24 protein-coding genes are annotated in these 24,677 nt (G+C 54.4%); 14 read left to right on the plus strand and 10 right to left on the minus strand.

Features of this window, described 5'->3' with window-relative positions; all coding sequences use genetic code 11:
- The first annotated feature begins 193 nt into the window (after positions 1 to 193).
- Genes aroQ through accC form a run of 3 tightly spaced genes read left to right on the plus strand, consistent with a single transcriptional unit; the run spans position 194 to position 2,495 of the window.
- Positions 194 to 649, plus strand: coding sequence for a type II 3-dehydroquinate dehydratase (gene aroQ, locus ACJJI3_RS14540; protein ID WP_282934435.1), 456 nt, complete (start codon positions 194 to 196; stop codon positions 647 to 649).
- A 22-nt stretch (positions 650 to 671) separates the two neighbouring features.
- On the plus strand, positions 672 to 1,139 hold the full coding sequence (gene accB, locus ACJJI3_RS14545) for an acetyl-CoA carboxylase biotin carboxyl carrier protein (RefSeq protein ID WP_282934436.1): 468 nt from the start codon (positions 672 to 674) through the stop codon (positions 1,137 to 1,139).
- 15 nt (positions 1,140 to 1,154) lie between these two features.
- Complete coding sequence (gene accC / locus ACJJI3_RS14550; protein WP_413664257.1) at positions 1,155 to 2,495, plus strand: acetyl-CoA carboxylase biotin carboxylase subunit; 1,341 nt, start codon at positions 1,155 to 1,157, stop codon at positions 2,493 to 2,495.
- On the opposite strand, the gene ACJJI3_RS14555 is transcribed toward accC, so the two are convergent.
- Positions 2,484 to 2,621 (minus strand): hypothetical protein, encoded by a 138-nt coding sequence (locus ACJJI3_RS14555; RefSeq protein WP_444934793.1) that lies wholly within the window; start codon positions 2,619 to 2,621, stop codon positions 2,484 to 2,486. The two genes, accC and ACJJI3_RS14555, sit on opposite strands and share 12 nt — an antisense overlap.
- A gap of 24 nt (positions 2,622 to 2,645) precedes the next feature.
- Here ACJJI3_RS14555 and prmA point away from each other — a divergent pair, with 24 nt between their 5' ends.
- From prmA to coq7, 7 genes are all read left to right on the plus strand, one after another.
- On the plus strand, positions 2,646 to 3,527 hold the full coding sequence (gene prmA / locus ACJJI3_RS14560; RefSeq protein WP_444940109.1) for a 50S ribosomal protein L11 methyltransferase: 882 nt from the start codon (positions 2,646 to 2,648) through the stop codon (positions 3,525 to 3,527).
- Positions 3,528 to 3,602: 75 nt separating this feature from the next.
- Positions 3,603 to 4,838, plus strand: a complete 1,236-nt coding sequence (locus ACJJI3_RS14565; protein WP_444940110.1) for a DUF3426 domain-containing protein — start codon at positions 3,603 to 3,605, stop codon at positions 4,836 to 4,838.
- Positions 4,839 to 5,043: 205 nt separating this feature from the next.
- Complete coding sequence (gene dusB / locus ACJJI3_RS14570; RefSeq protein ID WP_444892695.1) at positions 5,044 to 6,036, plus strand: tRNA dihydrouridine synthase DusB; 993 nt, start codon at positions 5,044 to 5,046, stop codon at positions 6,034 to 6,036.
- Positions 6,033 to 6,341 carry a DNA-binding transcriptional regulator Fis gene (gene fis / locus ACJJI3_RS14575; RefSeq protein WP_020411495.1) on the plus strand — a complete coding sequence of 103 codons (309 nt, stop codon included), beginning with the start codon at positions 6,033 to 6,035 and terminating at the stop codon, positions 6,339 to 6,341. The genes dusB and fis overlap by 4 nt, the downstream gene beginning before the upstream one ends.
- Before the next feature lie 143 nt (positions 6,342 to 6,484).
- Positions 6,485 to 8,056, plus strand: coding sequence for a bifunctional phosphoribosylaminoimidazolecarboxamide formyltransferase/IMP cyclohydrolase (purH, locus tag ACJJI3_RS14580; protein WP_444940111.1), 1,572 nt, complete (start codon positions 6,485 to 6,487; stop codon positions 8,054 to 8,056).
- A 191-nt stretch (positions 8,057 to 8,247) separates the two neighbouring features.
- A complete protein-coding gene (gene purD, locus ACJJI3_RS14585; RefSeq protein WP_444940112.1) occupies positions 8,248 to 9,552 on the plus strand; it encodes a phosphoribosylamine--glycine ligase in 1,305 nt (434 codons plus the stop codon).
- A gap of 56 nt (positions 9,553 to 9,608) precedes the next feature.
- Positions 9,609 to 10,253, plus strand: a complete 645-nt coding sequence (coq7, locus tag ACJJI3_RS14590) for a 2-polyprenyl-3-methyl-6-methoxy-1,4-benzoquinone monooxygenase (RefSeq protein ID WP_108731610.1) — start codon at positions 9,609 to 9,611, stop codon at positions 10,251 to 10,253.
- Positions 10,254 to 10,337: 84 nt separating this feature from the next.
- Here the strand turns inward: coq7 and ACJJI3_RS14595 are convergent, their stop codons facing one another.
- Complete coding sequence (locus ACJJI3_RS14595) at positions 10,338 to 10,745, minus strand: OsmC family protein (protein WP_282934442.1); 408 nt, start codon at positions 10,743 to 10,745, stop codon at positions 10,338 to 10,340.
- A gap of 301 nt (positions 10,746 to 11,046) precedes the next feature.
- On the opposite strand from ACJJI3_RS14595, the gene crp reads away from it, so the two are divergent.
- Positions 11,047 to 11,697 carry a cAMP-activated global transcriptional regulator CRP gene (gene crp / locus ACJJI3_RS14600; protein ID WP_051089460.1) on the plus strand — a complete coding sequence of 217 codons (651 nt, stop codon included), beginning with the start codon at positions 11,047 to 11,049 and terminating at the stop codon, positions 11,695 to 11,697.
- A 78-nt stretch (positions 11,698 to 11,775) separates the two neighbouring features.
- On the opposite strand, the gene trpC is transcribed toward crp, so the two are convergent.
- The 8 genes from trpC to ACJJI3_RS14640 form a co-directional block, all read right to left on the minus strand.
- Complete coding sequence (trpC, locus tag ACJJI3_RS14605; RefSeq protein WP_444916172.1) at positions 11,776 to 12,573, minus strand: indole-3-glycerol phosphate synthase TrpC; 798 nt, start codon at positions 12,571 to 12,573, stop codon at positions 11,776 to 11,778.
- Entirely contained in the window at positions 12,567 to 13,616 is a 1,050-nt protein-coding gene (trpD, locus tag ACJJI3_RS14610; protein ID WP_444940113.1) for an anthranilate phosphoribosyltransferase, read from the minus strand. The genes trpC and trpD overlap by 7 nt, the downstream gene beginning before the upstream one ends.
- A 73-nt stretch (positions 13,617 to 13,689) precedes the next feature.
- On the minus strand, positions 13,690 to 14,268 hold the full coding sequence (locus ACJJI3_RS14615) for an anthranilate synthase component II (RefSeq protein WP_444912048.1): 579 nt from the start codon (positions 14,266 to 14,268) through the stop codon (positions 13,690 to 13,692).
- The gene (locus ACJJI3_RS14620; protein ID WP_444895314.1) at positions 14,265 to 15,128 is read right to left on the minus strand and encodes an ion transporter; all 864 of its coding nucleotides are present in this window, start codon (positions 15,126 to 15,128) and stop codon (positions 14,265 to 14,267) included. Before ACJJI3_RS14620 ends, ACJJI3_RS14615 begins: the two co-directional genes overlap by 4 nt.
- Complete coding sequence (gene trpE, locus ACJJI3_RS14625; RefSeq protein ID WP_444940114.1) at positions 15,115 to 16,626, minus strand: anthranilate synthase component I; 1,512 nt, start codon at positions 16,624 to 16,626, stop codon at positions 15,115 to 15,117. Before trpE ends, ACJJI3_RS14620 begins: the two co-directional genes overlap by 14 nt.
- A gap of 231 nt (positions 16,627 to 16,857) precedes the next feature.
- The gene (gene rpe, locus ACJJI3_RS14630; RefSeq protein WP_444892691.1) at positions 16,858 to 17,520 is read right to left on the minus strand and encodes a ribulose-phosphate 3-epimerase; all 663 of its coding nucleotides are present in this window, start codon (positions 17,518 to 17,520) and stop codon (positions 16,858 to 16,860) included.
- Between the two features lie 19 nt (positions 17,521 to 17,539).
- Entirely contained in the window at positions 17,540 to 18,247 is a 708-nt protein-coding gene (locus tag ACJJI3_RS14635; protein ID WP_444895316.1) for a nucleotidyltransferase family protein, read from the minus strand.
- A 38-nt stretch (positions 18,248 to 18,285) separates the two neighbouring features.
- On the minus strand, positions 18,286 to 19,359 hold the full coding sequence (locus ACJJI3_RS14640; RefSeq protein ID WP_444940115.1) for an aminoglycoside phosphotransferase family protein: 1,074 nt from the start codon (positions 19,357 to 19,359) through the stop codon (positions 18,286 to 18,288).
- A 296-nt stretch (positions 19,360 to 19,655) separates the two neighbouring features.
- On the opposite strand from ACJJI3_RS14640, the gene ACJJI3_RS14645 reads away from it, so the two are divergent.
- From ACJJI3_RS14645 to pdxA, 3 genes are all read left to right on the plus strand, one after another.
- On the plus strand, positions 19,656 to 22,265 hold the full coding sequence (locus tag ACJJI3_RS14645) for an LPS-assembly protein LptD (RefSeq protein ID WP_444940116.1): 2,610 nt from the start codon (positions 19,656 to 19,658) through the stop codon (positions 22,263 to 22,265).
- On the plus strand, positions 22,265 to 23,605 hold the full coding sequence (locus ACJJI3_RS14650; protein WP_444942561.1) for a peptidylprolyl isomerase: 1,341 nt from the start codon (positions 22,265 to 22,267) through the stop codon (positions 23,603 to 23,605). The genes ACJJI3_RS14645 and ACJJI3_RS14650 overlap by 1 nt, the downstream gene beginning before the upstream one ends.
- 76 nt (positions 23,606 to 23,681) lie before the next feature.
- Positions 23,682 to 24,665 (plus strand): 4-hydroxythreonine-4-phosphate dehydrogenase PdxA, encoded by a 984-nt coding sequence (gene pdxA, locus ACJJI3_RS14655; RefSeq protein WP_444940117.1) that lies wholly within the window; start codon positions 23,682 to 23,684, stop codon positions 24,663 to 24,665.
- Positions 24,666 to 24,677 lie beyond the last annotated feature (12 nt).

The following is a 24,677-nucleotide window of genomic DNA, read 5'->3' on the forward strand; positions in this document are numbered from 1 at the left end:
ATTTTTTGCCCAATATCGCCGAACTGCTGCTAACTTCGATAAACTCCGAGTCTGGCATGGACAGGGAGTCACTTTTGCGGCAGACTCGGTTAATGAGTTCGGGCAGCTAGGCCGAAATTTCGAGTTTGCCCGCAAGATAGCCAATTTTAACCCACTTTATATGGGTTTTCGGCAACTTTCTTCAGGGCGAATTATGGCTAAACTTCTTCTCCTTCACGGCCCCAACCTAAATCTTTTAGGCAGTCGCGAACCGCACATCTACGGGTCTACCACCCTGGCGGATATCAATGAAGCCGCCGAGCGCCAGTGCGACGCCGCCGGCCACGAACTGGAAGTCCTACAGAGCAATAGTGAATCAGCCCTGCTCGAACGAATCCACTTGGCGGCGACCAGTGGGGTCGACTTTATCGTGATCAATCCCGCTGCGTTCACCCATACCAGTGTCGCCTTGCGCGATGCCCTGGCAGCCGTTGCCATCCCGTTTATTGAGCTTCACCTGTCCAATCCCCACGCCAGGGAAGCTTTCCGACACCATTCCTATCTTTCAGATCTGGCCTGCGGCGTAATCTGTGGCTTTGGCGCCAACAGCTACACCCTGGCTCTACAGGCAGCCATCCATCAACTGGATGCCACACCTGCACAACAATGAATCAAACTGCGAGTAAATAACTATGGATATCCGCAAAATTAAAAAATTGATTGAGCTGCTCGAAGAATCGGATATCGGCGAGCTGGAAATCAAAGAAGGCGAAGAGTCCGTGCGCATCAGTCGCGGCGTCAGCAGCGCAGCCCAACCCGTTGCACCGATTTACAGCGCGCCTCCCGCACCGGTTGCCGCCCCCGCTGCTCCGGCGCCCAGCGCTCCTGCTGCCCCAGCTGAAAAAGAGTCCAAGCCGGCTATCAGCGGACACGCGGTAAAATCCCCGATGGTAGGCACCTATTACGCTGCACCCAGCCCTGGCGCCGAGGCCTTCGTGAAAGTGGGTCAGCAGGTCAAAGTTGGCGATGTTGTATGCATCGTCGAAGCGATGAAAATGATGAACCAGATCGAAGCCGACAAGGCCGGTACTATTGAGTCGATCCTGCTGGAGGACGGCCAACCGGTTGAGTTTGACCAGCCCCTCGTGACCATCGTCTGAGTGGGGTAAGTCACAATGTTCGACAAAATCCTAATCGCCAACCGCGGCGAAATCGCATTGCGGATTTTGCGCGCCTGTAAAGAGATGGGCATCGCCACTGTGGCGGTGCACTCTTTGGTAGACCGCAATCTCAAGCATGTACGCCTGGCCGACGAATCTGTATGCATCGGCCCCAACCCATCCCCGCAGAGCTACCTAAATGTGCCGGCCCTGATCTCCGCCATGGAAATCACCGACGCAGTAGCCGTGCACCCCGGCTATGGCTTTCTCGCAGAGAACGCGGACTTCGCCGAACAGGTGCAAAAGAGCGGCTTTACCTTTATTGGCCCTGATCCCGATGTGATCCGCCTGATGGGTGACAAGGTGTCTGCAATTGCCGCCATGAAAAAGGCTGGCGTTCCCACCGTTCCAGGCTCTGACGGCCCGCTGCCCGATAATAGCGAGCGCTGCATGGAGATCGGCCGCAGCATCGGTTATCCGGTCATCATTAAAGCTGCCGCCGGTGGCGGTGGTCGCGGCATGCGCGTGGTGGAAAAGGAAGAGGAGCTGGTGAACGCGATTGCCGTGACCAAGTCCGAAGCCCAGGCGGCCTTCGGTGACGGCACCGTCTACATGGAAAAATTCCTGCAGAATCCCCGCCATGTTGAGATCCAGGTAATGGCCGATGGCCAGGGCAACGCCATCCATCTGGGCGATCGCGACTGCTCCCTGCAGCGCCGCCATCAAAAGGTTTTAGAAGAAGCCCCAGCTCCGGGTATTCCCGATGAGGTGCGCGAGCAGGTACATGAGTCCTGTGTACAAGCCTGTATCGATATCGGCTATCGCGGCGCGGGTACTTTTGAATTCCTGTATGAAAATGAGCGTTTCTACTTTATCGAAATGAACACCCGTATTCAGGTGGAGCACCCCGTTACCGAAATGGTAACCGGCGTCGACCTGATCAAAGAGCAGATTCGGGTTTGTGCCGGTGAGAAGCTATCCCTGAAGCAGGAAGATATCGTAATCAAAGGTCACGCCTTTGAATGCCGTATCAATGCCGAAGATCCGCAGACCTTCTTCCCCAGCCCCGGCAAGGTAAACAACTTCCATATGCCTGGCGGCTTGGGTGTGCGGGTCGACTCCCATCTCTACTCCGGATACTCGGTACCCCCCAACTACGATTCCATGATCGCCAAGCTGATCACCCATGCGGAAGATCGTGAAACCGCGTTGGCGCGTATGCGTGTGGCCCTGTCGGAACTGGTAGTGGACGGTATCAAAACCAACATTCCCCTACAGGAAGAGTTGGTACGAGATGAAAACTTTGCCAAGGGTGGGGTCAATATCCACTACCTGGAGAAGAAGTTAGGTCTTTAAGCGCTCGCCAGCCGGGGCAAAGTTAGCGAGAATTGCGGCAAACATAACGACACTGAACCTTGCCAAGGATGGCGTGGCAACCGTCGTTATCTGAGTGCGGCCCAGCCGCAACAATGCCGTAAACATCGCTACAATATTTCCGGAATAATTATGCCCTGGCTACAACTCCGCGTGGACACCGACCGTGATCACGCGGAAAAAATTGAAGACGCACTGCTTTTTGCCGGTGCCGTATCTGTCACCCTGCAAGACAACGCTGACCAACCGATCCTTGAGCCCGGGCTCGGAGAGGTGCCCCTATGGGAGCAAACACGGGTCACCGGGTTGTTCGATGCGGAAGTGGACACCTCGGTTACCGAGGCAAAAGCAGCTTCCTTCCTATGCGAAATGTTGCCCAATGCCCGCTGGGAGCAGCTTGAGGACAAGGATTGGGAGCGGGAGTGGATGACCCACTACAAACCCATCCAGTGCGGCCCCAATTTGTGGATCTGCCCCAGCTGGTGTGAGCCACCACAGCCGGACGCCGTGAACCTGCTGCTCGATCCGGGCCTAGCCTTCGGCACCGGCACGCACCCAACTACTTTCCTATGTCTGCAATGGTTGGCACAGCAGGAGCTCGCAGGTAAGAGTGCCATCGACTTCGGTTGCGGCTCGGGTATTCTGGGGATTAGCGCACTTCTACTGGGAGTAGAGCGAGTTCTCGGCACCGATATCGATCCCCAGGCATTGCTCGCCAGCCGCGACAATGCCCAGCGCAACGGCATAGACCCCGAGCGCTTCCCGGTCTACCTGCCAGAACAAATGCCGAGCGAAGCCGCCGATGTTATGTTGGCCAATATCCTCGCCGGTCCCCTGGTAGAACTCGCCTCTCAACTGATACAGCTCACTCAATTGGGCGGAAAAATTTGTCTGTCCGGCATCCTCAGTTCCCAGGCAGAGCAGGTGAAAAATGCTTACAGCGAATGGATTGAGTTCGATCCTGACGGCGAACACGAGGGATGGGTCAGACTGACAGGCAAGCGGGTGCGCTAAATGCGCCCCCGAGCACTACGCGGGACCCCTTTGGGCTGATAAACTTGGCTGCTAAATAAACTGCGCTCTAGTCGAATGTCTCAACTGGTAACCCGCTGCCCTCATTGCAGCACATCTTTTCATATTAATGACCAGCAACTGCGCGCTGCCCGCGGCGCCGTTCGCTGTGGGTCTTGCCTGCAGGTGTTTCGCGCAGACGAAAATATCGTTTTCTCAGAAAGTGATAGCGAGAGCCGCAATGATTTGGAAGCTTTGCTGGAAGACGATGACTTCCTGATTCACGACGATATCGAGCTCGACGAGGACGAACCCGCCACCCCACCATCTCCACCAGCTGTGGATCAAACTGCCGGTCGGGAGAGTGCAACCAGTGAGAGTGCACCTGACAGCGCGCCCAAATCTGAACCAAAAGAATATAGTGCAGCAGCGCAGGAATTAATTGGTGACGCCTTTGGCGACCATGAGTGGCAGGAGCTGGAAGCATCTCACACTGAAGAGGAAGCGGAACCCGAAGAGGACCTGGATAAAATCCTCAAGCCGGACTGGGAAGAACTTCCTGATTTTGATTCTGACCCTTCGCCTGAGTACAACGGCCAACCTGAAGTACCGGAGTTTGAAACTTCTAGCTCCCTCGCTGAGGAACCATCCTGGGACAACAATGAGCCTGCGGTATCAACCGAGTCTGTAGATACACCTCCCCCCACTGAGGAAAGCCGCCAGGAGCCTTACTTCGGTGGCGAATCTACCACTGCTGAAGAGCCCCAGCGGGAGCAATTGATCTCAGCTATCCAGCCCGCGCCTGTGGAGATGTCGTGGGGAGTCCCCAAAAAGAAACGCACAGCCTCTCCCTGGCTGTGGCGTGCATTGATTCCCCTATCGATCCTCGGCATAGTAATTCAGGTTGCATACTTCCAGTTCGATAGCCTCAGCCGCAAACAGCCCTGGCGGGACTTCTATGCTGCCGCCTGCCCACTATTCGGCTGCACATTACCCCAACTAAAAGATACCCGGGCGATCCAGGCCACAAACTTAATGGTGCGCACCCACCCGCAGCTGCAGGGCGCCCTGGTAGTGGATGCAGTGCTGCTAAATACCGCCCCTTACGCGCAACCCTTCCCCAACCTGTTGCTGAACTTCAGCGACCTAAAGGACAAGGCTGTGGCCAGTCGCCGGTTTACCCCGGACGAGTACTTACAGGGGGAGTTGGCCGGACGCAAACTAATGCCCCAGGACAGCCCCATTCATATCGCAATTGAGGTGGTTGACCCCGGTGCAGAAGCGGTAAACTACGAGCTGAACATCACTCACTAAGCGCACACAAGTACCCCGGCCAAGTTTTTAGCAAAGGGGATTTGGCGCCATAAACAACCAAACCTGCGCATTCAGCAGGCTAAATGGACAGTGTTCGATCAAATTGCCCGCTTTTTCGCTTTGCCATTAACGGGCCAGCCGCTATCATAGGCGGCTGTTTTGCCGGGGCACAGATTGCCCTTCCTACAGCCCAAATGGAGCTACCGTGTCTACTGCCATTGGCCCCTATATTATCGACAACCCGGTAATTCTGGCGCCCATGGCCGGTGTCACCGACCGCCCCTTCCGCCAGCTGTGCCGAGAACTCGGCGCCGGATTGGTGGTTTCGGAGATGGTGACCTCGGACACTCGCCTGTGGAACAGCCGCAAGTCCCGCTTGCGCCTGGATCACGGTGGCGAAGCGGCGCCCATATCGGTGCAGATCGCCGGCGGTGATCCTGAGATGATGGCGGAAGCCGCTCGGGAGAATGCTCGTCGCGGCGCGCAAATCATCGATATTAATATGGGTTGCCCGGCAAAAAAGGTGTGTAAGAAAGCAGCGGGCTCCGCCCTGCTGCGGGATGAAAAGCTGGTAGCGGATATTCTTCAAGCCGTGGTCCAGTCTGTTTCCGTCCCGGTGACGCTAAAGATCCGCACCGGCTGGTGCCCGGATTCCCGCAATGGCGTCACTGTAGCCAAAATGGCCGAGGATTCCGGGATCGCTGCACTGGCGGTTCACGGTCGCACTCGCGCCTGTGGCTACCACGGACAGGCTGAATTCGATACCATTGCCGAAATTGTATCCAGGGTAAAAATCCCGGTTTTTGCCAATGGCGACATCTGCAGTGCTGAGAGAGCCCGAGAGGTGCTCGATTACACTGGCGCATCGGCGGTCATGATTGGCCGTGCAGCACAGGGACGACCATGGATTTTTCGGGAAATAGCCCACTATCTCGCCACTGGCGAGCGGCTACCCGAACCGACATTGGATGAAGTCAGGAATATTTTGCTCGCCCATTTGGGCGAACTACACCGATTCTACGGTGAAGTGATGGGGGTCCGTATCGCTCGCAAACATGTGGGCTGGTACTTGAAGACGCTCGCGGATAGCGAGTCCTTCCGCAAGACCTTTTTCCAAATAGAGAGTGCAGAAGTACAACATGCCAGCGTTCACGAGTGGTTTGAACGCCGAATAACGAGAGGGGCACAAGCGGCATGAACAACGAAGTATTAATTCCGGATACTGGCAATGAAGAAGTATCCTCCAGGGGACAGACTCAACTGGCACAGCCACAGCAGCAGTCCCTGCGCGATGCCGTCGAGCACGCAATGGAGAACTACTTCCGCCACCTGGATGGCCAGATGGTAACCGATGTCTACGACATGGTGCTGTCGGAGATCGAAGCGCCCATGCTCGAAGTGGTGATGAAATACACCCGTCACAACCAGACCCGCGCCGCGCAATTACTGGGTCTCAACCGTGGCACCCTGCGCAAGAAGCTGAAGCGCTACGGCCTGCTGTAAGCTTCCCACCGAGCGAAATTTTGAAGGGGGATGAGGTAACTCATCCCCCTTCGCTATTTTCCCGGCAGCGTTTTTGTTGCCACAGTGGACAACCGCTAAAACCCTTTAAACATCCTTTTCGAAAACCAGTTGGATCAAGTGCAATGACAGACAAGGTTTCCATCCGCCGCGCTCTAATTAGTGTCTCTGACAAGAGTGGCATTGTAGAGTTCGCTCAACAGCTCTCCGCAATGGGGGTTGAGATTCTTTCCACCGGCGGAACCCACCGCCAGCTCAAGGAAGCGGGTATTCCCGTGGTAGAAGTTTCCGACTACACCGGCTTCCCCGAAATGATGGACGGCCGTGTCAAAACTCTGCACCCGAAAGTACACGGTGGCATTCTGGGGCGCCGTGGTACCGATGATGCCATCATGGGCGAGCACGGTATCACCCCGATCGATATGGTGGTGGTTAACCTCTACCCCTTCGCTCAAACCGTTGCCAAGCCCGACTGTTCCCTCGAAGACGCTATCGAGAACATCGATATCGGCGGCCCTACCATGGTTCGCGCTGCCGCCAAGAACCACAAAGATGTCACTATCGTGGTCAATGCCAGCGATTACGGCAAGATCATCGAGGAGATGAAAGCTAACGATGGTGCCCTGAGCCACGTCAGCCGCTTTGATCTGGCGGTAAAAGCCTTCGAACACACTGCGGGCTACGACGGCGCTATTGCCAATTACCTGGGCGCCATTAAAGGCGAAGAAAAGCAGCTGTTCCCGCGCACCTACAACAGCCAATTTATCAAGAAACTGGATCTGCGCTACGGTGAGAACCCGCACCAGAAATCCGCTTTCTATACCGAAGCCAACCCAGCTGAGGCCAGTATTTCCACTGCCACCCAGCTGCAGGGCAAAGAGCTGTCCTACAACAATATCGCCGATACCGATGCCGCACTGGAGTGCGTTAAGTCCTTCGAGCAACCCGCCTGCGTGATCGTTAAACACGCCAACCCCTGTGGTGTGGCGATCGCTGAAGATATTCGCACGGCCTACGACCTGGCTTTCGCTACCGACAGCGAATCCGCCTTTGGCGGTATCATCGCCTTCAACCGGGAACTCGATGGCGCCACTGCCCGCGCTATCGTCGAGCGACAGTTTGTTGAAGTCATCATCGCACCGTCAGTCTCCGAAGAGGCCAAGCAGGCCGTCGCCGAGAAGAAGAACCTGCGCCTGCTGGTATGCGGCCAGTGGAGCAGCGAGCGCACCCCGGCACTGGACTACAAGCGCGTTAATGGCGGCCTGCTGGTTCAGGACCGCGACGACGGCCTGATCACTGCTTCCGACCTGAAAGTGGTCTCCAAGCGCCAGCCCACTGAAGAGGAAATCCGCGATCTGCTGTTTACCTGGAAAGTGGCCAAGTTTGTAAAATCCAATGCCATCGTATACGGCAAAGACGGTCGCACCGTGGGTGTAGGCGCAGGCCAGATGAGCCGCGTAAACTCCGCACGCATCGCCGCAATCAAGGCCGAGCATGCCGGCTTCGCCGTTGCAGGGTCTGTTATGGCTTCCGATGCCTTCTTCCCCTTCCGCGACGGCATCGATAATGCTGCCGCTGTAGGAATCCAGGCGGTCATCCAGCCCGGCGGCTCCATGCGCGATGAAGAAGTGATCGCCGCAGCGGACGAGCACAATATGGCCATGGTATTTACCGGTATGCGCCACTTCCGCCACTAAGATTGTACGCCCGCAAATGCTTACTGCTGCGGGCTATGATCAACGGGCTGGGAAGTATCGATACTTCCCAGCCCGCACAAATCATTTGAATCCAGGGGCGAGACTCAGGCCCCAGAATCAATTCCACGTTAAACTAGCACACCTATAACCTGTGCAATGGACCGGATCGGTCGACTTAGGGGGATTTAAGAATGAACGTATTGGTTATCGGATCAGGTGGCCGCGAGCACGCCCTGGCGTGGAAAGCAGCGCAAAACCCAAATGTCGGCACCGTCTATGTTGCCCCGGGCAACGCCGGCACTGCCCGCGAACCCAAGCTGGAAAATATCGCAATCGGTGTGGATAACTTCGCCGCCCTGGCAGATTTCGCCGAGGAAAACGGCGTAGAACTAACGATTGTCGGCCCGGAAGCACCGCTGGTAGAGGGTGTTGTCGATTTCTTTAATGCCCGTGGCCTCGCCATTTTTGGCCCCAGCAAAGGCGCCTCCCAACTGGAGGGCTCCAAAGCCTTTACCAAAGACTTCCTCGAGCGCCACAAAATCCCCACCGCTGCCTACCGCAATTTCACCGAGGTGGAGCCGGCGGTTGCCTACATTCGCGAGCGCGGCGCACCCATCGTAGTTAAAGCCGACGGCTTGGCTGCGGGCAAGGGTGTAATCGTTGCCGAGACCGAAGAGCAGGCTGAGCTCGCCGTACGCGATATGCTGTCTGGAAACGCCTTTGGTAAAGCCGGCTGCCGCGTGGTTATCGAGGAGTTCCTCCAGGGTGAGGAAGCGAGCTTTATCGTAATGGTGGATGGTGAAAATATCCTGCCGATGGCCACCAGCCAGGATCACAAGCGCGTTGGCGATGGCGATACCGGCCCCAATACTGGCGGTATGGGTGCCTATTCCCCGGCACCGGTAGTGACCGACACCATTTACCAGCGCATCATGCAAGAGGTAATCGAACCCACCGTTAAAGGTCTCGCTTCTGAGGGTACGCCCTATACCGGTTTCCTTTACGCCGGTCTGATGATCGACAGCGACGGTACTCCGAAGGTTATCGAGTACAACTGCCGCTTTGGCGATCCGGAAACCCAGCCAATTATGATTCGTCTGAAGTCGGACCTGGTCGACCTGTGCATGGCTGCTCTGGACAAGAAGCTGGACACTGTCACTGCTGAGTGGGATCCCCGCCCAGCCCTGGGTGTGGTACTTGCCGCGCACGGCTATCCCGGCAGCTACCGCAAAGGCGACGCCATCAGCGGCCTGGACAAAGCAGACAGTGACAATGCCAAGGTCTTCCACGCCGGTACCGCACTGGATGGTGAGCGCGTAGTCACCAATGGTGGCCGGGTGTTGTGCGCCACAGCATTGGGGGATACCGTCGCTGAAGCTCAGGAAAATGCCTATGAATCAGCTCGGGCTATCTACTGGGACGGCGTGTTCTTCCGGAAAGATATCGGCTACCGCGCTGTCGAAAGAGAAAAGGTTTCTGCAGAGCAGCAGGACTAACAGCTGGCATCGGCGGCCGCTCATCAGCGGTCGCCTCTGACAGGGAGCAGAATACTATGAGTAAACGCAGCCTCAGTGGACTCGACCGCCTGTTAATTCAAGCGGATCGGGCTCTGCGCACCCTGAGTCCCGGCGAACCCTGCCACGGCCGGGCATCCCCGGCGAAGGGGGAAGCCGAGACAGACCTCACCGACAGTGAACGCAAACACGCCGCTGGCCTTATGAGGGTCAACCATAGCGGTGAAGTCTGCGCCCAGGCGCTCTACCAGGGCCAGGCCCTGACCGCCAAGCTGCCCGAGGTGCGGGGGGAAATGGAGCGCGCTGCCGATGAGGAGATCGACCATCTGGCCTGGTGTGAACAGCGCTTGAAGGAATTGGACAGCCGCCCCAGCCTACTCAACCCGCTTTGGTATGGCATGTCCTTTGGGCTCGGCGCCGCCGCCGGGAAAATCAGCGACCGAATCAGCCTCGGTTTTGTGGCCGCTACGGAAGACCAGGTGTGTAAACATCTTGAGAGCCACCTCGAAAAGCTTCCCGCCGACGACAAGAGAAGCCGTGCGGTAGTGGAACAGATGTTAATTGACGAAGACGAGCACGCCCACGCCGCACTGGCCGCCGGTGGTGCCCGCTTCCCCGCTCCGGTAAAAGGAGTGATGTCTCTGGTATCCAAAGTGATGACCTCGGCCAGTTATAAAATCTGACCGTTACTCTTCACTCATTAAAACGACTTGGATTTTAGGGAGGTTACGCCCAGTATCCTCCCTCCCTTCCCAGCTAATTTCTCTTCAAGCTTCTTCAACGCTGTAGCTGTGCACAATCTCGACACCCGCATTGCGCAACATGATGGAGCCTGAGCAGTATTTCTCTGCGGAGAGTTCCACTGCACGGGCAACATGGGATTCCTTCAATCCGCGACCGCGCACTACAAACTTCATTTCAATTCGCTCAAACGGCGATGGGGTTGTATCCGGGCGTACACCTTCCAGTTCACAATGACAGGAAATAATGTCTTGTCTCGCCTTCTGTAAAATACTCACCACATCGTAAGCCGCGCAGCCACCGACGCCCAGCAAAATCATTTCCATCGGGCGCACACCATTATTTGTGCGGCCGCCTTCCATCACTACCGAATTACCACTGCCGGCTTCACCGACAAAGGTTAAATCATTTACCCAGGTTACTTTCCCCTGCATCACTCCACTCCCATTAAAACTTCAGCGGCGAAGCTTAGCATATTGGCGAAGTCTATCCCGGCACCTGTATGTTTCCGGTATAGTGTCTGGTACGCCTCCGCGCGAAAGCCGAATGACGCATGATCAAATGCTTTTTCTATGAACGCATCGTGGTTTATGAAGTCCAAGCGACCCAGTGCCATAGTGTCACAGGTCACACTGCGGAACTTTGCCGCGGTCAGCCCCTGTTGGGGATTTTGTTTTCGCGCGATAATTCAATAGTGCTCAGCTGCTAAAGCCGGGATAGAGCACAAGACAAAAAATGAGGAATAAATCCGTGACGGTTGCTATCGAAGACCCCATGACTATCGGCAATATTGAAGACTTTCTGGCCCACTGCCACCGGCGTCGCTACCCGGCCAAGAGCACAATTATCTATGCTGGCGACCGCTGTGAATCCCTTTATTTCATTATGCGCGGTTCCGTTACAGTTCTGATTGAGGACGATGAAGGCCGCGAGATGATCGTTGCCTACCTCAACGACGGAGACTTTTTCGGTGAGATGGGCCTGTTCGATCAGGACACCCGCAGTGCCTGGGTCCGCACCAAAACCGAGTGTGAGGTGGCAGAAATCTCCTACACCAAGTTCCAGGAACTCACTCGCCAGCACCCAGAGTTTCTTTTTGCCCTGGCCACCCAAATGGCAGGCCGCCTGCGCAACACCACACGCAAAGTTGGTGATCTCGCCTTCCTGGATGTCACCGGGCGTGTCGCTCGCACCCTGCTCGACCTCTGCAATGAGCCGGATGCAATGACTCACCCCGAGGGCATGCAAATAAAAATCACCCGCCAGGAAATTGGCCGTATCGTCGGCTGCTCCCGGGAAATGGTGGGCCGCGTATTAAAAACCCTGGAAGAACAGGGCCTGGTTTCCGTTAAAGGTAAAACCATGGTGGTGTACGGTACCCGCTAGTAACCGAATAAATACACCGCATAAAAAAAGGGCGATTTTTACATCGCCCTTTTTTATTTCTACTACTGGAGTAAGCGGTCAGTTAAACATTTCCATCAATTTTCTGCCCGGCTCCTCCTCCCGCATAAAGGCCTCTCCCACCAGGAAAGCATTGACGTTATGACCACGCATCGCCGCAACATCATCTGTGGTATGAATACCACTTTCCGTGACCACAAGACGGTCGTCGGGGATCAAGTCCAGTAACTTAAAGGTATTTTCCAGCTGCACATCGAAAGTGTGCAGATTGCGATTATTGATGCCGATTAAGCGGTTAGGTAATGCCAGGGCCCTCTCCAACTCCTTGTGGTTATGCACTTCCACCAAGACATCCAAACCCAACTCCAAAGCGAGCCCGTTGAGATCCGCCATCTGTGGATCTTCCAGGCAGGCTGCAATCAGCAAAATACAGTCGGCCCCAATCGCGCGAGCTTCATAGATTTGGTAGGGATCAACGGTAAAGTCCTTGCGCAGCACCGGTAGGCGTACGGCATCTCGGGCCTGCTGCAAGTAATTATCTGCACCCTGAAAAAAGTCGACATCGGTTAGTACTGACAGACAAGCCGCTCCACCTTTTTCATAGCTGGTAGCAATTTCTGCAGGAAGGAAATCCTCGCGAATCACGCCTTTACTGGGAGAGGCTTTTTTAATTTCGGCAATTACTGCAGCCTCACCAGTGGAAATCTTGCGATCCACTGCATCGACAAAGCCTCTCACCGGTTCCTGATCCCTGGCGCGAAGGCGAACTTCGTCGGTGGAGCACTCAGCCTTCCGCTCAGCAACCTCCTGCCACTTGCGCTCGACAATTGTTTTTAAAATGGTCGGTGTACTCACGATTGAATTTCCTCTGGGCGAAACGCACTGGTAAACGCGGCAAGATCGTTAATTTTCTCTCCGGCGAGACCGCTGTCGATAGCATCTTGTGCCATAGCGACACCTTGCTCTGCAGAGTGCGCAACGCCGCTGACATAAATTGCCAGGCCTGCGTTAAGCGCAATAATATCCGCGGCTTTTTGCCCCGCCTCAGTATTGCGCTTACCCAGCGCATTGCGAATCAGGGCCAGGGAGTCCTCGGAACCAGAAACACTAAGATCAGAGAGGTCACGGCGCAGCAAGCCAAAGTCTTCAGGCTTGAGGGTATATTCCTGCAAGGCACCATCCTTTAATTCCACAGCAAAGGTATCCGCAGCAATACTGGCTTCATCGAGCCCATCATCACTATGTAAAACCAGCACATGCTCTGAACCGAGCTTTTGCAGAACCTCAGCCAACAGGCGACAGTAGCGCTTGTCATACACACCGATTACTTTGCGCTTTACCCCCGCCGGATTTGTCATCGGCCCGAGTAGATTGAAGATGGTACGCAGTCCCAATGCCTTTCGCGATGGGCCAACGTGGCGCATTGCATTGTGAAAGCTGGGCGCAAACATAAAGCCAATACCGATAGTCTCTACGCAACGCGCCATCTGCGAGGGACTCAATTCCAAAAATACGCCGGCGTGCTCAAGCAGGTCCGCAGAACCACTACTGGACGACACCGAGCGATTGCCATGCTTGGCTACCTTAGCTCCGGCAGCAGCTGCAACAAAGCTGCTCGCACTGGACACGTTAAATAGATTGGCGCCATCGCCACCGGTGCCGACAATATCAACTGTGTTTTCCAGGTCGAGCTCAACCTTTACCGCCAGCTCACGCATGGTTTCCACTGCGCCGACAATTTCATCGACTGTCTCACCGCGTATACGCAGTGCTATAAGGAGTGCGCCTATCTGTGACTCCAGCGCTTCGCCACGCATAATCTGGCCCACGGTTTCGCGCATTTCTTCACGAGTAAGGTGTTCGCCATCCACCAGTTTGGCAATGGCCTGTTGAATATTCATTTTTCCCCCTTTGCCCCACTCTGGTTATTGATTCTGGCGGGACCTGCCCGCCGCGCACTTGTTCTTCCGGCCCTCAAGACTCGATAAAGTTTCTCAACATATCGTGACCGTGCATGGTGAGAATTGACTCAGGATGAAATTGCACCCCTTCTACTGCTAATTCCCGGTGCTTCACGCCCATGATCTCGTCAATTTCACCATCCTCTGTCTCAGTCCAGGCAGTGATCTCCAGGCATTCCGGTAAACTGCTTTTCTCCACTACCAGTGAGTGATAGCGAGTCGCCTCAAATGGGTTGGACAAACCGTGGAACACCCCCAAATTGTTGTGCACTATAGGGGATGTTTTGCCGTGCATAACCTGCCGGGCACGGACTACCCTGCCACCGAAGACCTGTCCAATACTCTGGTGCCCCAGACAAATACCCAAAATAGGGATACTGCCGGCAAAACGGCGAATGGTATCGAGAGAAATACCCGCCTCATTGGGGGTACAGGGACCCGGCGAAATCACGATTTTCTCTGGCGCCATTGCCTCGACTTCATCCAAGGTAATTTCGTCGTTGCGTTTTACCACCACTTTTGCACCCAGCTCTTCCAGGTACTGCACTACATTCCAGGTAAAGGAGTCGTAGTTATCGATCATTAAAATCATTGTGCGGCCCCCTTAGCCTCTGGTTGATAAGTGGATTCTTCCATTCTTTTTTGTAGGCGTGCGAGAGAGGCCTGGGTTGCGCGGAGTTCGCGCAGGATTTCGGTCTGGCTTGGAGGCAGACACATTTCATCCATTCGTCGCAATTTGGCCTCTTCCAGATTATTCAAGACTACACCGATAAAGAGGTTAATCATTACGAACGCCCCCATGACCACAAAGCTGACGAAGTAAAGCCAGGCCCAAGGCATCGAATCCATCGCTGTATACATAATATCCGTCCAGTCCTCAAAGGTGACTATGCGGAATAAACTCAAAAATGCGATGGGTAAAGTGCGCCAGTGAGTTGGATCAATATCGTGAAATAGGAAATAACCCGCTACACCATAGATATAGAAAATGATGCTCATCAACAAAGCAATGTGCATCATGCTTGGCAAACTGCGCAAAAGCGTGTCCACCAGTGTGCGGAGTTCCGGGAATGCAGACACCAGCCGCAAAACCCTTAATACCCGCACCAAGCGCGCCAGGGTAGCTAGCGGCCCTGTAGCAGGAATCAAACTCAGTGCAATAATAGTAAAATCAAAGCAATTCCAACCACTGGCAAAGTAACGCCAGGGACGGGCCCCATGGGCAAAAATTTTAACCAGCGCCTCAATAACAAATGAGGCGAGAATCAGTTGATTAATAGCGCCCAGCAGCGTACCAAAGCGCTCCGTCACCCAAGTGGAAGTCTCCAACCCAACAGCGACGGCATTGAGCAGAATCATTCCGATAATGATTTGGTTAAATAACGGCGCTGCGACAACTCGCTCGCAGCGTTCAGCCAGGGTCAACTTTTGAGAAATACTAACTTCGCTCATCTTGCTCGATCTTTACAGGGTCACTACTTTTGGCCAGCGCCATACCGGCAGCGCGGAAAAGCGCTCGGGCCTTATTCATTGTTTCATTCCACTCTGACTGTGGATCTGAGTCGGCCACTAGACCAGCCCCCGCCTGCACATATAGTCGGCCATCCTTGATAACTGCAGTACGAATGGCGATAGCGGTATCCATATTGCCATTCCAAGCCAGGTAGCCGACCGCCCCACCGTAAATGCCACGCTTTTCTGGCTCCAGCTCATCGATAATTTCCATAGCGCGAATCTTGGGGGCGCCCGACAGGGTACCGGCCGGCAGTGCCGCGCGCAGAGCATCCATTGCGGTGAGGCCCGGCTTTAACCGGCCGACAACATTGGAGGTGATATGCATCACGTGGGAATAGCGCTCGACAAACATTTGATCGGTGACTTTAACACTGCCAGTATCAGCCACCCTGCCGATATCATTGCGCCCCAGGTCAATCAGCATCAGATGTTCGGCGAGTTCTTTGGGATCTGCCAACAGCTCTTCCTCCAGGGCAAGATCCTCCTCCTCAGTGGCTCCCCGATGGCGGGTTCCCGCCAGAGGTCGCACAGTCATTTCCCCCTCTTCTAAATGCACCAAAATTTCTGGGCTGGAGCCCACCACATGGTGATCACCCAGATCGAGGAAATACATATACGGCGAAGGGTTCAAACTGCGTAAAGCACGGTAAAAATTGAGTGGCGGCGCATCGAAAGGCGCAGACAGGCGCTGGGAGGGCACCACCTGCATCACATCGCCGGCAAGCACATACTCTTTAACCCGGTCTACTGCGCGCTTAAAGTTGTCCTCGCCAAAGTGGGATTGGAATTCGCTCTCATCAATGCCGCGCCCATGCAAATCGAGGGGCACAGTATCCGGCAGCGGTTGTGCTAACTGGCCAACCAATTGGTCCAGGCGCTGCTGGGCTTTTTCATAGGCTGCTTCTTCAGCGGTATTTGCGTGGACAATCAGAATTACCGCACCGGCAAGATTGTCAAAAACCACCAATTCATCGCTGACCATCAACAGGATGTCCGGATTACCCAGGGTATCCGGCGGAGTACTGGCGGCCAGACGCGGTTCGATATAGCGCACGCAGTCATAGCCAAAATAGCCCACCAACCCGCCGTTAAAACGAGGCAGATCCGCTAATTCAGGCACCTGATAGCGCTGCTGAAACTGCTCAACAAACTCCAGAGGGTCGGCGACGCTGTAGCTCTCTACAACCTCACCATCAGTTTCCACGGTGATGTCAGTGCCCTTAACCCTGAGCAGAGTCCGCGCAGGTAAACCAATAATGGAATAGCGTCCCCACTTCTCCCCGCCCTGGACCGATTCCAGCAAATAGCTGTAACGGCCTCCGGCCAGTTTCAAATAGGTGGACAGTGGCGTTTCAATATCCGCCAGTACGCGCCTTACCAGGGGGATACGGTTATAACCCTCAGACGCAAGTTGAGCGTATTCAGTAGGGGTCATGGAGACTCCGATCAATTTTTCATTCTTTATGATTGGCGCCAGAGTATAAGCAGCGCCCACGGGAAAGGTGCCTCAATCGCCAAACTCGATTGGGCCTCAGCAGATCAGTGGCGCCATCGCCAACTGTTTGTCAGGGAGAAAGAGTGGTTCACGGAAATTCCCTCAGTGCAGGCGCACAAGTTAACAAATCCCGTCTATGGCGGGCAAGAGATTGCCCGCCAGTTTTGTAAATTAAGCCAAACTCTTACGCATGGCTGCAATCACTTCAGCGTAGTCCGGGGTATTGAATATGGCAGACCCAGCGACAAAGGTATCTGCTCCAGCTGCAGCAATTTCGGCAATATTGTCGCGATTCACACCGCCGTCGATCTCAAGGCGAATATCAAACCCAGACTCATCAATCAACTTGCGGGCTTCTTTTAACTTGGTCAGGGTATTGGGGATAAACTTCTGTCCACCAAAGCCTGGGTTCACCGACATCAGCAGGATCATATCCAGCTTATCCATTACATACTTGGCCGCATCAAGGCCACTGGCTGGATTGAACACCAGCCCGGCTTTACAGCCGAGACTGCGGATCAATTGTAGGGAGCGGTCCGGGTGACGAGAGGCTTCTGGGTGGAACGTAATATAGGTAGCTCCGGCATCGGCGAACATGCGAATCATTTCATCCACCGGCTCCACCATCAGGTGCACATCAATCGGAGCCTCAACACCGTGTTTGCGAAGGGCCTGGCATACCATAGGGCCAATCGTGAGATTTGGCACATAGTGATTGTCCATCACATCAAAATGCACCCAGTCCGCTCCGGCTGCCAACACATTGTCCACTTCCTCACCCAAACGTGCGAAATCTGCGGAGAGAATAGAGGGGGCGATCTTGTAATCTGACATCAAAATATCCTTTGGTAACTCAACTTTCGCCAGTCAGTCGGCGATCTAAATTTTCCAGGCGCTCGGGGGTTCCCACATCGCACCAGTCCCCCTCATAGAGTTCAGCTTGTAGCTTATCCTCATTAAAGGTGAACACTTCCCCAAGCCCAAAGCATTCGCGACGCTTAGGGTATTCAGTGAGGGTTTCAGCTCGCAGCCAGCTAATACCCGCAAAGGTATAGCGGGGCTTGGCTGTACCCGACAGCAAGCCACCTTCTATGCCAAAATCTCCATCGGGGTTATGGGGAGGATTAGGGACCATCAAAAGACGCCCAGGGCAAGACTCCGGCAGCGGCCTCTCGATCCATTGCGACAGGTCATAGTCACACCAGACATCACCATTAACCACCAAAAACGATGAATCGCCGATCAGTGGCAGTGCCTTGAGAATCCCGCCGGCAGTTTCCAGTGGCTCCTCCTCATGCTCCACAGAATAATGAATATCCAACCCCCAGCGGGAACCAGAACCAAGCTGTTGACGAATTTTGGGTCCTAAGTAGCCCAGGTTAATCACGACCTTTTGCACACCAATAGCTGCCAAGCGCTCAATTGCATATTCAATCAGGGGCTTACCGGCAATCGGTAACAGAGGCTTTGGTGTTTGGTCAGTCAGTGGGCGCATACGGCGCCCAAAACCTGCTGCCAATACCATGGCAGTCAAAGGGGAATTCTCTTTGGGTTTGCTCATTAAATTAATCTGTACAGTTTTCGTACGGCCTACTTCGGCTAGTCACCGGCACAGCGGTAATCGCTGTACCAGGGCAAAGGCTCTATCTGCGGCAGTAGGGTGCCGCTGAACCAATCAGTAAACGGCTCCAGCTCTGGGTAGCGCTCAGCGGTTTCCAAAACATAGCGAATCACCAGCGGCAGGTGCTGCAAGTATCCCTGCTTTCCATCACGCAGACTGAGGCGCGGGAACAGACCCAGCACTTTAATATGACGCTGTAGCCCCATCCAGTCGAACCAACGAAGATAAAGTTGTGGGTCCACAGGCTGCATAACACCCGCCGCTTCAGCAGTCGCGACGTAAGCCAGCACCCAGCGCTCTACCCGCTCGCGGGGCCAACGGATATAGCAATCTTTGAGCAGAGACACCAGATCGTAGGTGGCGGGCCCCCACACTGCGTCTTGAAAATCGACAATCCCCGGCCTTTCCCCGTCGCGGATCATCAGGTTGCGACTGTGGTAATCCCGGTGAACAATCGTGTGAGGCTGCTCCTCCGCACTGTTAAGCAACAATTCAAAGGTTTGCTCCAGCAGCTTTTCTTCCCGCTCTGAAAGCTGGTAGCCAAGTAGCTCTCGCACCAGCCACTCAGGCATAACCTGCATTTCCTTAAGAAGTAGTTCCCGACTATAAGTTGGGAATAATTGTTCCTCAAAAGGGATTTGCTGCAGGCATAAAAGTTCACTCATTACCTCTGCATAGAGTCCCTCAACACTGTCGCTGTTGAGCACGCTATATAACTGGGTATCCCCCAAATCTTCCAGCAGCAAGTACCCCTCTGCGGTGTCTGCAGCAACCACCATCGGCGTATGAATACCGTTGCGGCGCAAGTAATCAGCCAGAGCCACAAAGCGGGCGGGGTTAGTCAATTGGGGAGGAGTATCTACCGCTATCAGTGACGGCTCGGTTAGAGTGCGAAAATAACGGCGAAATCCAGCATCTCCCGCCAGGCTCGATAAATCAGCCGGAGCCTCCATACCCAGGGCCACGCCAACCCACTCACTCAAGGCATTGCGTCTGGGATCGGAGTCGATCTCGCACCCTTGCTCAACTTCACTGCTCGATCTTAGGCTCATCTTATATTCCAACTGTTTCAAGCTGCATTTTAACCCCGAGCCTCTCTGCGTCCAGAGACGCCATCACTATTTATTGGAGCCCCTACTTTGCCTCAGCTAAAAACAGAACACGAGTTCCAGGTAATTTACGTTTCGAAGCTGAGCCTCTAGCTGTAACATTACGACTTCAGTACGGCTATTAACCACATCTACATTCAAGTAGAATCGGACGATGATTTTGCGCGCCCCGGCTCGAAAGCTGTCGCACGTATCCATCGATAAAGAAACACTAAAAGATAGCTGGAACATATCGTTTGATGCTTGAAGTCTCCCGGTGGCGTCGCCTCGCTCTGGCGATTGCTAATAACTCCCAAGCCCGCTCCATCGCTCTCGGCCTGATCGCTGCTCAACCTCTGTGGGCGCAAGCCAATCAGGGCGAGCCGTATCCTGATCCCGACTACAACCCCTATTTGTACTTGGACTGGTTGCCCCGCTCTGAGCTAACCCCAGAGGAGCTAGCGAATTTACCGGCGGTGTGCTCTGGCGCCTTTGTGGCGCCTCCTCGCAACTACCCCGATTCTGACCTGCCCCCAGGGGAGGCCCCGCTCAGAGCTACTGCTGAGAAATCCCAGTGGCTGGAAGATGGTTCAGCCGAGCTGAGCGGAAATGTACATATTACCCAGGGTTACCGACAGCTCTTCGCCGACCAGGTCAAACTGAATCGCCCGGAAAATATCGCTACTTTAGATGGTGCGATTGAGCTTCGGGAGCCCGGTTTGCTGATCCGTGGTTCCTCCGCCGAAGTCCATACCGAAAGCGAAGCGGCTTCTGTTGAGGATGCCACTTATGTGGTGCACGATGCTTTTATCCACGGCGGGGCCGAGCTGGTTGCACGTCAAACCAGTGGTGAATTGACCCTGACCGAAGGGACATATACCCGCTGTGAACCCGGTCGTGAGTTCTGGCAACTCACGGGCCGCGAGATCAATATTGATGAAGTAGAGAGCCAGGGTACTGCACGAGATGTGCGCCTGAAGATTCTGGACGTACCTGTCTTATACCTGCCGTATTTCCGCTTTCCTGTGGGCGATGCGCGCATGTCCGGCTTCCTGTTTCCCACACTCAGCAACAGCGATAAGAATGGCTGGGACCTCGCCATTCCCTACTACTGGAATATTGCCCCGCAGATGGACGCTACCATTTCCCCGCGTTACATCCAATATCGCGGAGCCGGGTTAGAGGTTGAGTTCAGGCACCTGGCAGAAATGTTTAGTACTGAAATCCGTCTGGCCGATCTCCCCGATGACGATGGCGGCAATAATGACCTTGCCCAGGACCTTATTGATGAGGGCTTCCCCGAGGACTTGGTTCTTCCCTACAAAGGTGAGGACCGCTGGCTGATCAGTCTAGAGCAGCAAGGCGGTTACAGCGGCAGTGTCTGGCGTACCGATATCGACTACACCAAGGTCAGCGATCCGGACTATTTCCGTGATTTAAGCACGGCCAACCTCGATATCAATGCAGAAACCCGAGTTAGCCAGAAAGTTCAGGGGCTACTTCGCAGCGAGCACTGGCAAGCAACGCTGCGTACCCAGGACTATCAGGTACTGGAAAATGACGCCTTCGATACATTTGCCCAATACCCTCGTTTGGATATAGACGGGGATTACCGCTGGGATGACTGGCTGTTGACTATGCAGAACGAAATCACCAGCTGGGATCACAGTGACACGCAAACCATAAGGTTTATTGAGGACACCGATGACCCCGACAGTGTCACTACTCAGACACGGGACTTTATCACTGCAGATCGGCTGCGCCTCGACTATGAATTCTACTGGGATAAAGAGTGGCTCTGGGGGTATTTCAAGCCGGGAATAGCAGGACGCTACCTCGCTTACAGTGTGAATGACCTGTTTTTACCTGAGGATGCTGACGATACCCCCGATGCGGCTGCAGCCCAGTTCATCCTTGATACAGGGCTCTACTTTGAGCGCGATAGCCACCTATTTAACCGGGACTTTATCCAGACGCTGGAGCCACGGCTGTTTACCCTGATTAGCAGCAATGCCGATCAGAGTGATTTCTTTGATATCAGCGGTCGTGCCAACGATGTCGATCCTGAAATTAGGATCGACCCTGACAGTAATAACCTGCTGTACGACACGTCACTTTACACTTTCAGTTACGACCAGTTATTCCGCGATAGCCGATTTACCGGAAATGACCGGATCGACGATGCAGACAGACTTGCCCTGGGCCTGACAACCCGCTTTCTAGATCCAGTCAGTGGCCGGGACCTCTTCTCAGCCAGTGTCGGTCAGGTCTACTACTCCAGTGACAGGCAAATTGGCCGCACCGCTTACATTGAGGATACCCAAAGGTCAGAACTGGCTGCGCGAATCGAGAGTCGCCCTTTCGAATCCCTGCGTTTGGGGACTGAGCTGGTCTATGAAGATAGTGAGCACAATATTAATCGCGGTAATTTCAGCCTGCGCTATCTTGACGACGACTACCGCATCTTTAACTTAAGCTATTACTACGAGCGCCCAGACTCGACAGATGACGAGGATGAGGACGAAGATGAAGATGAAACCGTGAGTCAACTAAACGCCTCAACTGTCCTCCCACTTGGTACTCATACCTCACTCATGGCTGGTGCCAGCTATGATCTTACTTTGAATCGGGAACTGGAATACCTGGCAGGAATCGAATATGACGACTGCTGCTACCGTACCCGACTGGTGTGGCGACGCACACTGGACAATGATCTCGCAGGGGTTGTACCTGCTGAAGACCTTGAGTACGACGAAGGTATCTATCTTGAAGTCGAACTCAAAGGATTAGCAGGCTTTGGTTCAACCGTGACAGAAATGCTGACCCAGGGGATTGCCAACTTTGATCAGAGAGAAGAGCTGAAACAGTGATGAGAATAATTAAGAAATTCATACCGAAACTGGGCCTGGCACCCGTAATGGCAGCTGGCGCTCTGATCGCCGCCACTGCTACCGCACAAGTCAGAAACCTTGACCGGGTAGTCGCTGTTGTTGACGACGATGTTGTGATGGCCAGTGAATTGACCCAGCGCATGAATACCATCGCCAGCCAAATCCAAGCACAACAGGTGCAGGCTCCTCCTGTGGATGTTTTGCGCCGCCAGGTTCTCGAACAACTCATTATCGAACGCTTGCAACTGCAGATGGCCTCTCGCGCAGGGGTCACCGTCTCCGAATCGGAACTGGACCAAGCTATCGCCCGTGTCCAACAAAATGCCGGAGTCAGCCCTGAAGAATTCCGCCAGCGCCTGCTCGCTGACGGTATGAGCATGAAGAGCTTTCGTCAGCAAATTCGCCAGGAGCTGATGATTCGCCGGGTCGAGCAAGGCAGCGTTAACCGCCGGATCCAGATTACCGACCAGGATATCGATAACTTCCTGCGCTCCAAAGAGGGGGAGTTTTGGAAGTCCCCTCAATTTGAGCTGGGCCATATCCTGATACCCGTAAGTTCCAGCGCTCCCAGCAGCGAAGTTACCCAGGCACGGGAGAAGGCTGAAGACCTAGCTAAACAGGCCAAAGAAGGCGCTGACTTCCGCCGTCTGGCAATCGCTAACTCTGCCGGCCAGAATGCCCTCTCCGGTGGTGACCTGGGTTGGCGCAAGACCGTCGAGCTTCCCACTCTTTTTGCCGATGCCCTCACCGACTTAAAAGCCGGCGATGTTACCGAGCCTTTCCGCAGTGATGCCGGCTTTCACCTATTAAAGATTCACGCGCAGAAAGGCGCCAGCGAGCAGTTGGTGGAACAGACAAAAGTTCGCCATATCCTGCTTAAGCCGTCCGCTATTCTTACCGATGACCAAGCTTACAATAAGCTGATTGAGCTCCGTGAAGAGGCCATGGCCAGCGATAACTTTAGCGAGCTCGCGCGCGAGAACTCAGAGGATATAGGTTCTATGCTATCCGGTGGCGATCTTGGCTGGTCTATGCCCGGACAGTTTGTGCCAGAGTTTACCCAGGCTATGGATGCAACTGAGATTGGCAGCATTAGCCTGCCTTTCCGCAGCCAGTTCGGCTGGCATATCCTGCAGGTTGAAGATCGGCGCAAACAGGATATGACCGACAAATATATCCGCAATCAGGCAGCCAATTTGCTGCGCAACCGCCGCTATGAAGAAGAACTGCAAAACTGGCGACGTGAGATTCGCGACCAGGCATACGTTGAGATTAAATTGCCGGACTCTGAGACCACTGAGGACTCAGGAAACCAATAGTAAGCCGCTTTTTCAGCGGGAAAGACCGGGCCCAGTGCCCGGTTTTTTTTTGTAGCTACAGGAAAGTTATATAGCAATGGCTCCTAAAATTGCCTTCACCCCCGGAGAACCTGCAGGTATTGGCCCTGAGCTCGCTGTGAAGATCGCACAAGAGAGTTCTCCAGCACAGATTGTCGCAATTGCTGATCCCCAGCTACTGACAGAGACCGCTGCGGCATTGGGGTTGCCTCTTCAGCTCCTTCCTCTGTCCACAGCAGGCACAGAGGGGACACCTACCGGTGCTCTCTACATACTACCGGTCCCCATAGCCGAGCCAGCTAAACCTGGCCTACTGAATGCAGTCAATGCACCCTATGTATTGGAAACCCTTTCAGTTGCGGCAGAGGGTTGCCTGGCCGGCCAGTTTGATGCCGTGGTTACAGGGCCCGTGCACAAGGGCATTATCAATGATGCCGGCACTCCATTTAGTGGCCATACAGAGTTCTTTGCTGAAAAAGCCGGAGTTGAGCGTGTCGTTATGATGCTAGCAGCAGAGGACCTTCGGGTTGCTCTAGTGACAACTCACCTGCCCCTCAAAGATGTGAGCGCTGCTATCACCCCCCCGCTTCTAGAGCATATTATTACCATCCTCGACGCCAGTTTGCGGGAACACTTCTGCATCTCCAATCCTCGTATTAGCGTTTGCGGCCTCAACCCCCATGCTGGAGAGGGGGGACACTTAGGCCATGAGGAAATAGAAATAATTGAACCCACGCTCGAACACTTACGCCACCAAGGTATATCACTGAAAGGTCCACTTCCCGCAGACACTCTTTTTACCCCACCGCATTTGTCGGAATGTGACGCCGTTTTAGCTATGTATCACGATCAGGGGCTTCCAGTGTTAAAATTCAAGGGTTTCGGCCACGCCGTCAATATCACTTTGGGGCTACCCTTTATCCGCACTTCAGTAGACCACGGCACAGCTCTCAATATCGCGGGCACAGGCATTGCAGACTGCGGCAGCCTCAAAGCCGCACTGTCTCAGGCTGTGGCGATAGCTAAATTGCGCAGTGCCTAAAACTTGCTTGGA

This window comes from Microbulbifer maximicatervae (SeqCode) (genome assembly GCF_052466985.1).

Bases quoted from the DNA above. Each gene is read 5' to 3' on its own strand.
- aroQ (WP_282934435.1), top strand. From the start codon at position 194: ATGGCTAAACTTCTTCTCCTTCACGGCCCCAACCTAAATCTTTTAGGC.
- accB (WP_282934436.1), top strand. From the start codon at position 672: ATGGATATCCGCAAAATTAAAAAATTGATTGAGCTGCTCGAAGAATCG.
- accC (WP_413664257.1), top strand. From the start codon at position 1,155: ATGTTCGACAAAATCCTAATCGCCAACCGCGGCGAAATCGCATTGCGG.
- ACJJI3_RS14555 (WP_444934793.1), bottom strand. From the start codon at position 2,621: ATGTTTACGGCATTGTTGCGGCTGGGCCGCACTCAGATAACGACGGTT.
- prmA (WP_444940109.1), top strand. From the start codon at position 2,646: ATGCCCTGGCTACAACTCCGCGTGGACACCGACCGTGATCACGCGGAA.
- ACJJI3_RS14565 (WP_444940110.1), top strand. From the start codon at position 3,603: ATGTCTCAACTGGTAACCCGCTGCCCTCATTGCAGCACATCTTTTCAT.
- fis (WP_020411495.1), top strand. From the start codon at position 6,033: ATGAACAACGAAGTATTAATTCCGGATACTGGCAATGAAGAAGTATCC.
- purH (WP_444940111.1), top strand. From the start codon at position 6,485: ATGACAGACAAGGTTTCCATCCGCCGCGCTCTAATTAGTGTCTCTGAC.
- purD (WP_444940112.1), top strand. From the start codon at position 8,248: ATGAACGTATTGGTTATCGGATCAGGTGGCCGCGAGCACGCCCTGGCG.
- coq7 (WP_108731610.1), top strand. From the start codon at position 9,609: ATGAGTAAACGCAGCCTCAGTGGACTCGACCGCCTGTTAATTCAAGCG.
- ACJJI3_RS14595 (WP_282934442.1), bottom strand. From the start codon at position 10,745: ATGCAGGGGAAAGTAACCTGGGTAAATGATTTAACCTTTGTCGGTGAA.
- crp (WP_051089460.1), top strand. From the start codon at position 11,047: ATGAGGAATAAATCCGTGACGGTTGCTATCGAAGACCCCATGACTATC.
- trpD (WP_444940113.1), bottom strand. From the start codon at position 13,616: ATGAATATTCAACAGGCCATTGCCAAACTGGTGGATGGCGAACACCTT.
- ACJJI3_RS14615 (WP_444912048.1), bottom strand. From the start codon at position 14,268: ATGATTTTAATGATCGATAACTACGACTCCTTTACCTGGAATGTAGTG.
- ACJJI3_RS14620 (WP_444895314.1), bottom strand. From the start codon at position 15,128: ATGAGCGAAGTTAGTATTTCTCAAAAGTTGACCCTGGCTGAACGCTGC.
- trpE (WP_444940114.1), bottom strand. From the start codon at position 16,626: ATGACCCCTACTGAATACGCTCAACTTGCGTCTGAGGGTTATAACCGT.
- rpe (WP_444892691.1), bottom strand. From the start codon at position 17,520: ATGTCAGATTACAAGATCGCCCCCTCTATTCTCTCCGCAGATTTCGCA.
- ACJJI3_RS14635 (WP_444895316.1), bottom strand. From the start codon at position 18,247: ATGAGCAAACCCAAAGAGAATTCCCCTTTGACTGCCATGGTATTGGCA.
- ACJJI3_RS14640 (WP_444940115.1), bottom strand. From the start codon at position 19,359: ATGAGCCTAAGATCGAGCAGTGAAGTTGAGCAAGGGTGCGAGATCGAC.
- ACJJI3_RS14645 (WP_444940116.1), top strand. From the start codon at position 19,656: ATGCTTGAAGTCTCCCGGTGGCGTCGCCTCGCTCTGGCGATTGCTAAT.
- ACJJI3_RS14650 (WP_444942561.1), top strand. From the start codon at position 22,265: ATGAGAATAATTAAGAAATTCATACCGAAACTGGGCCTGGCACCCGTA.
- pdxA (WP_444940117.1), top strand. From the start codon at position 23,682: ATGGCTCCTAAAATTGCCTTCACCCCCGGAGAACCTGCAGGTATTGGC.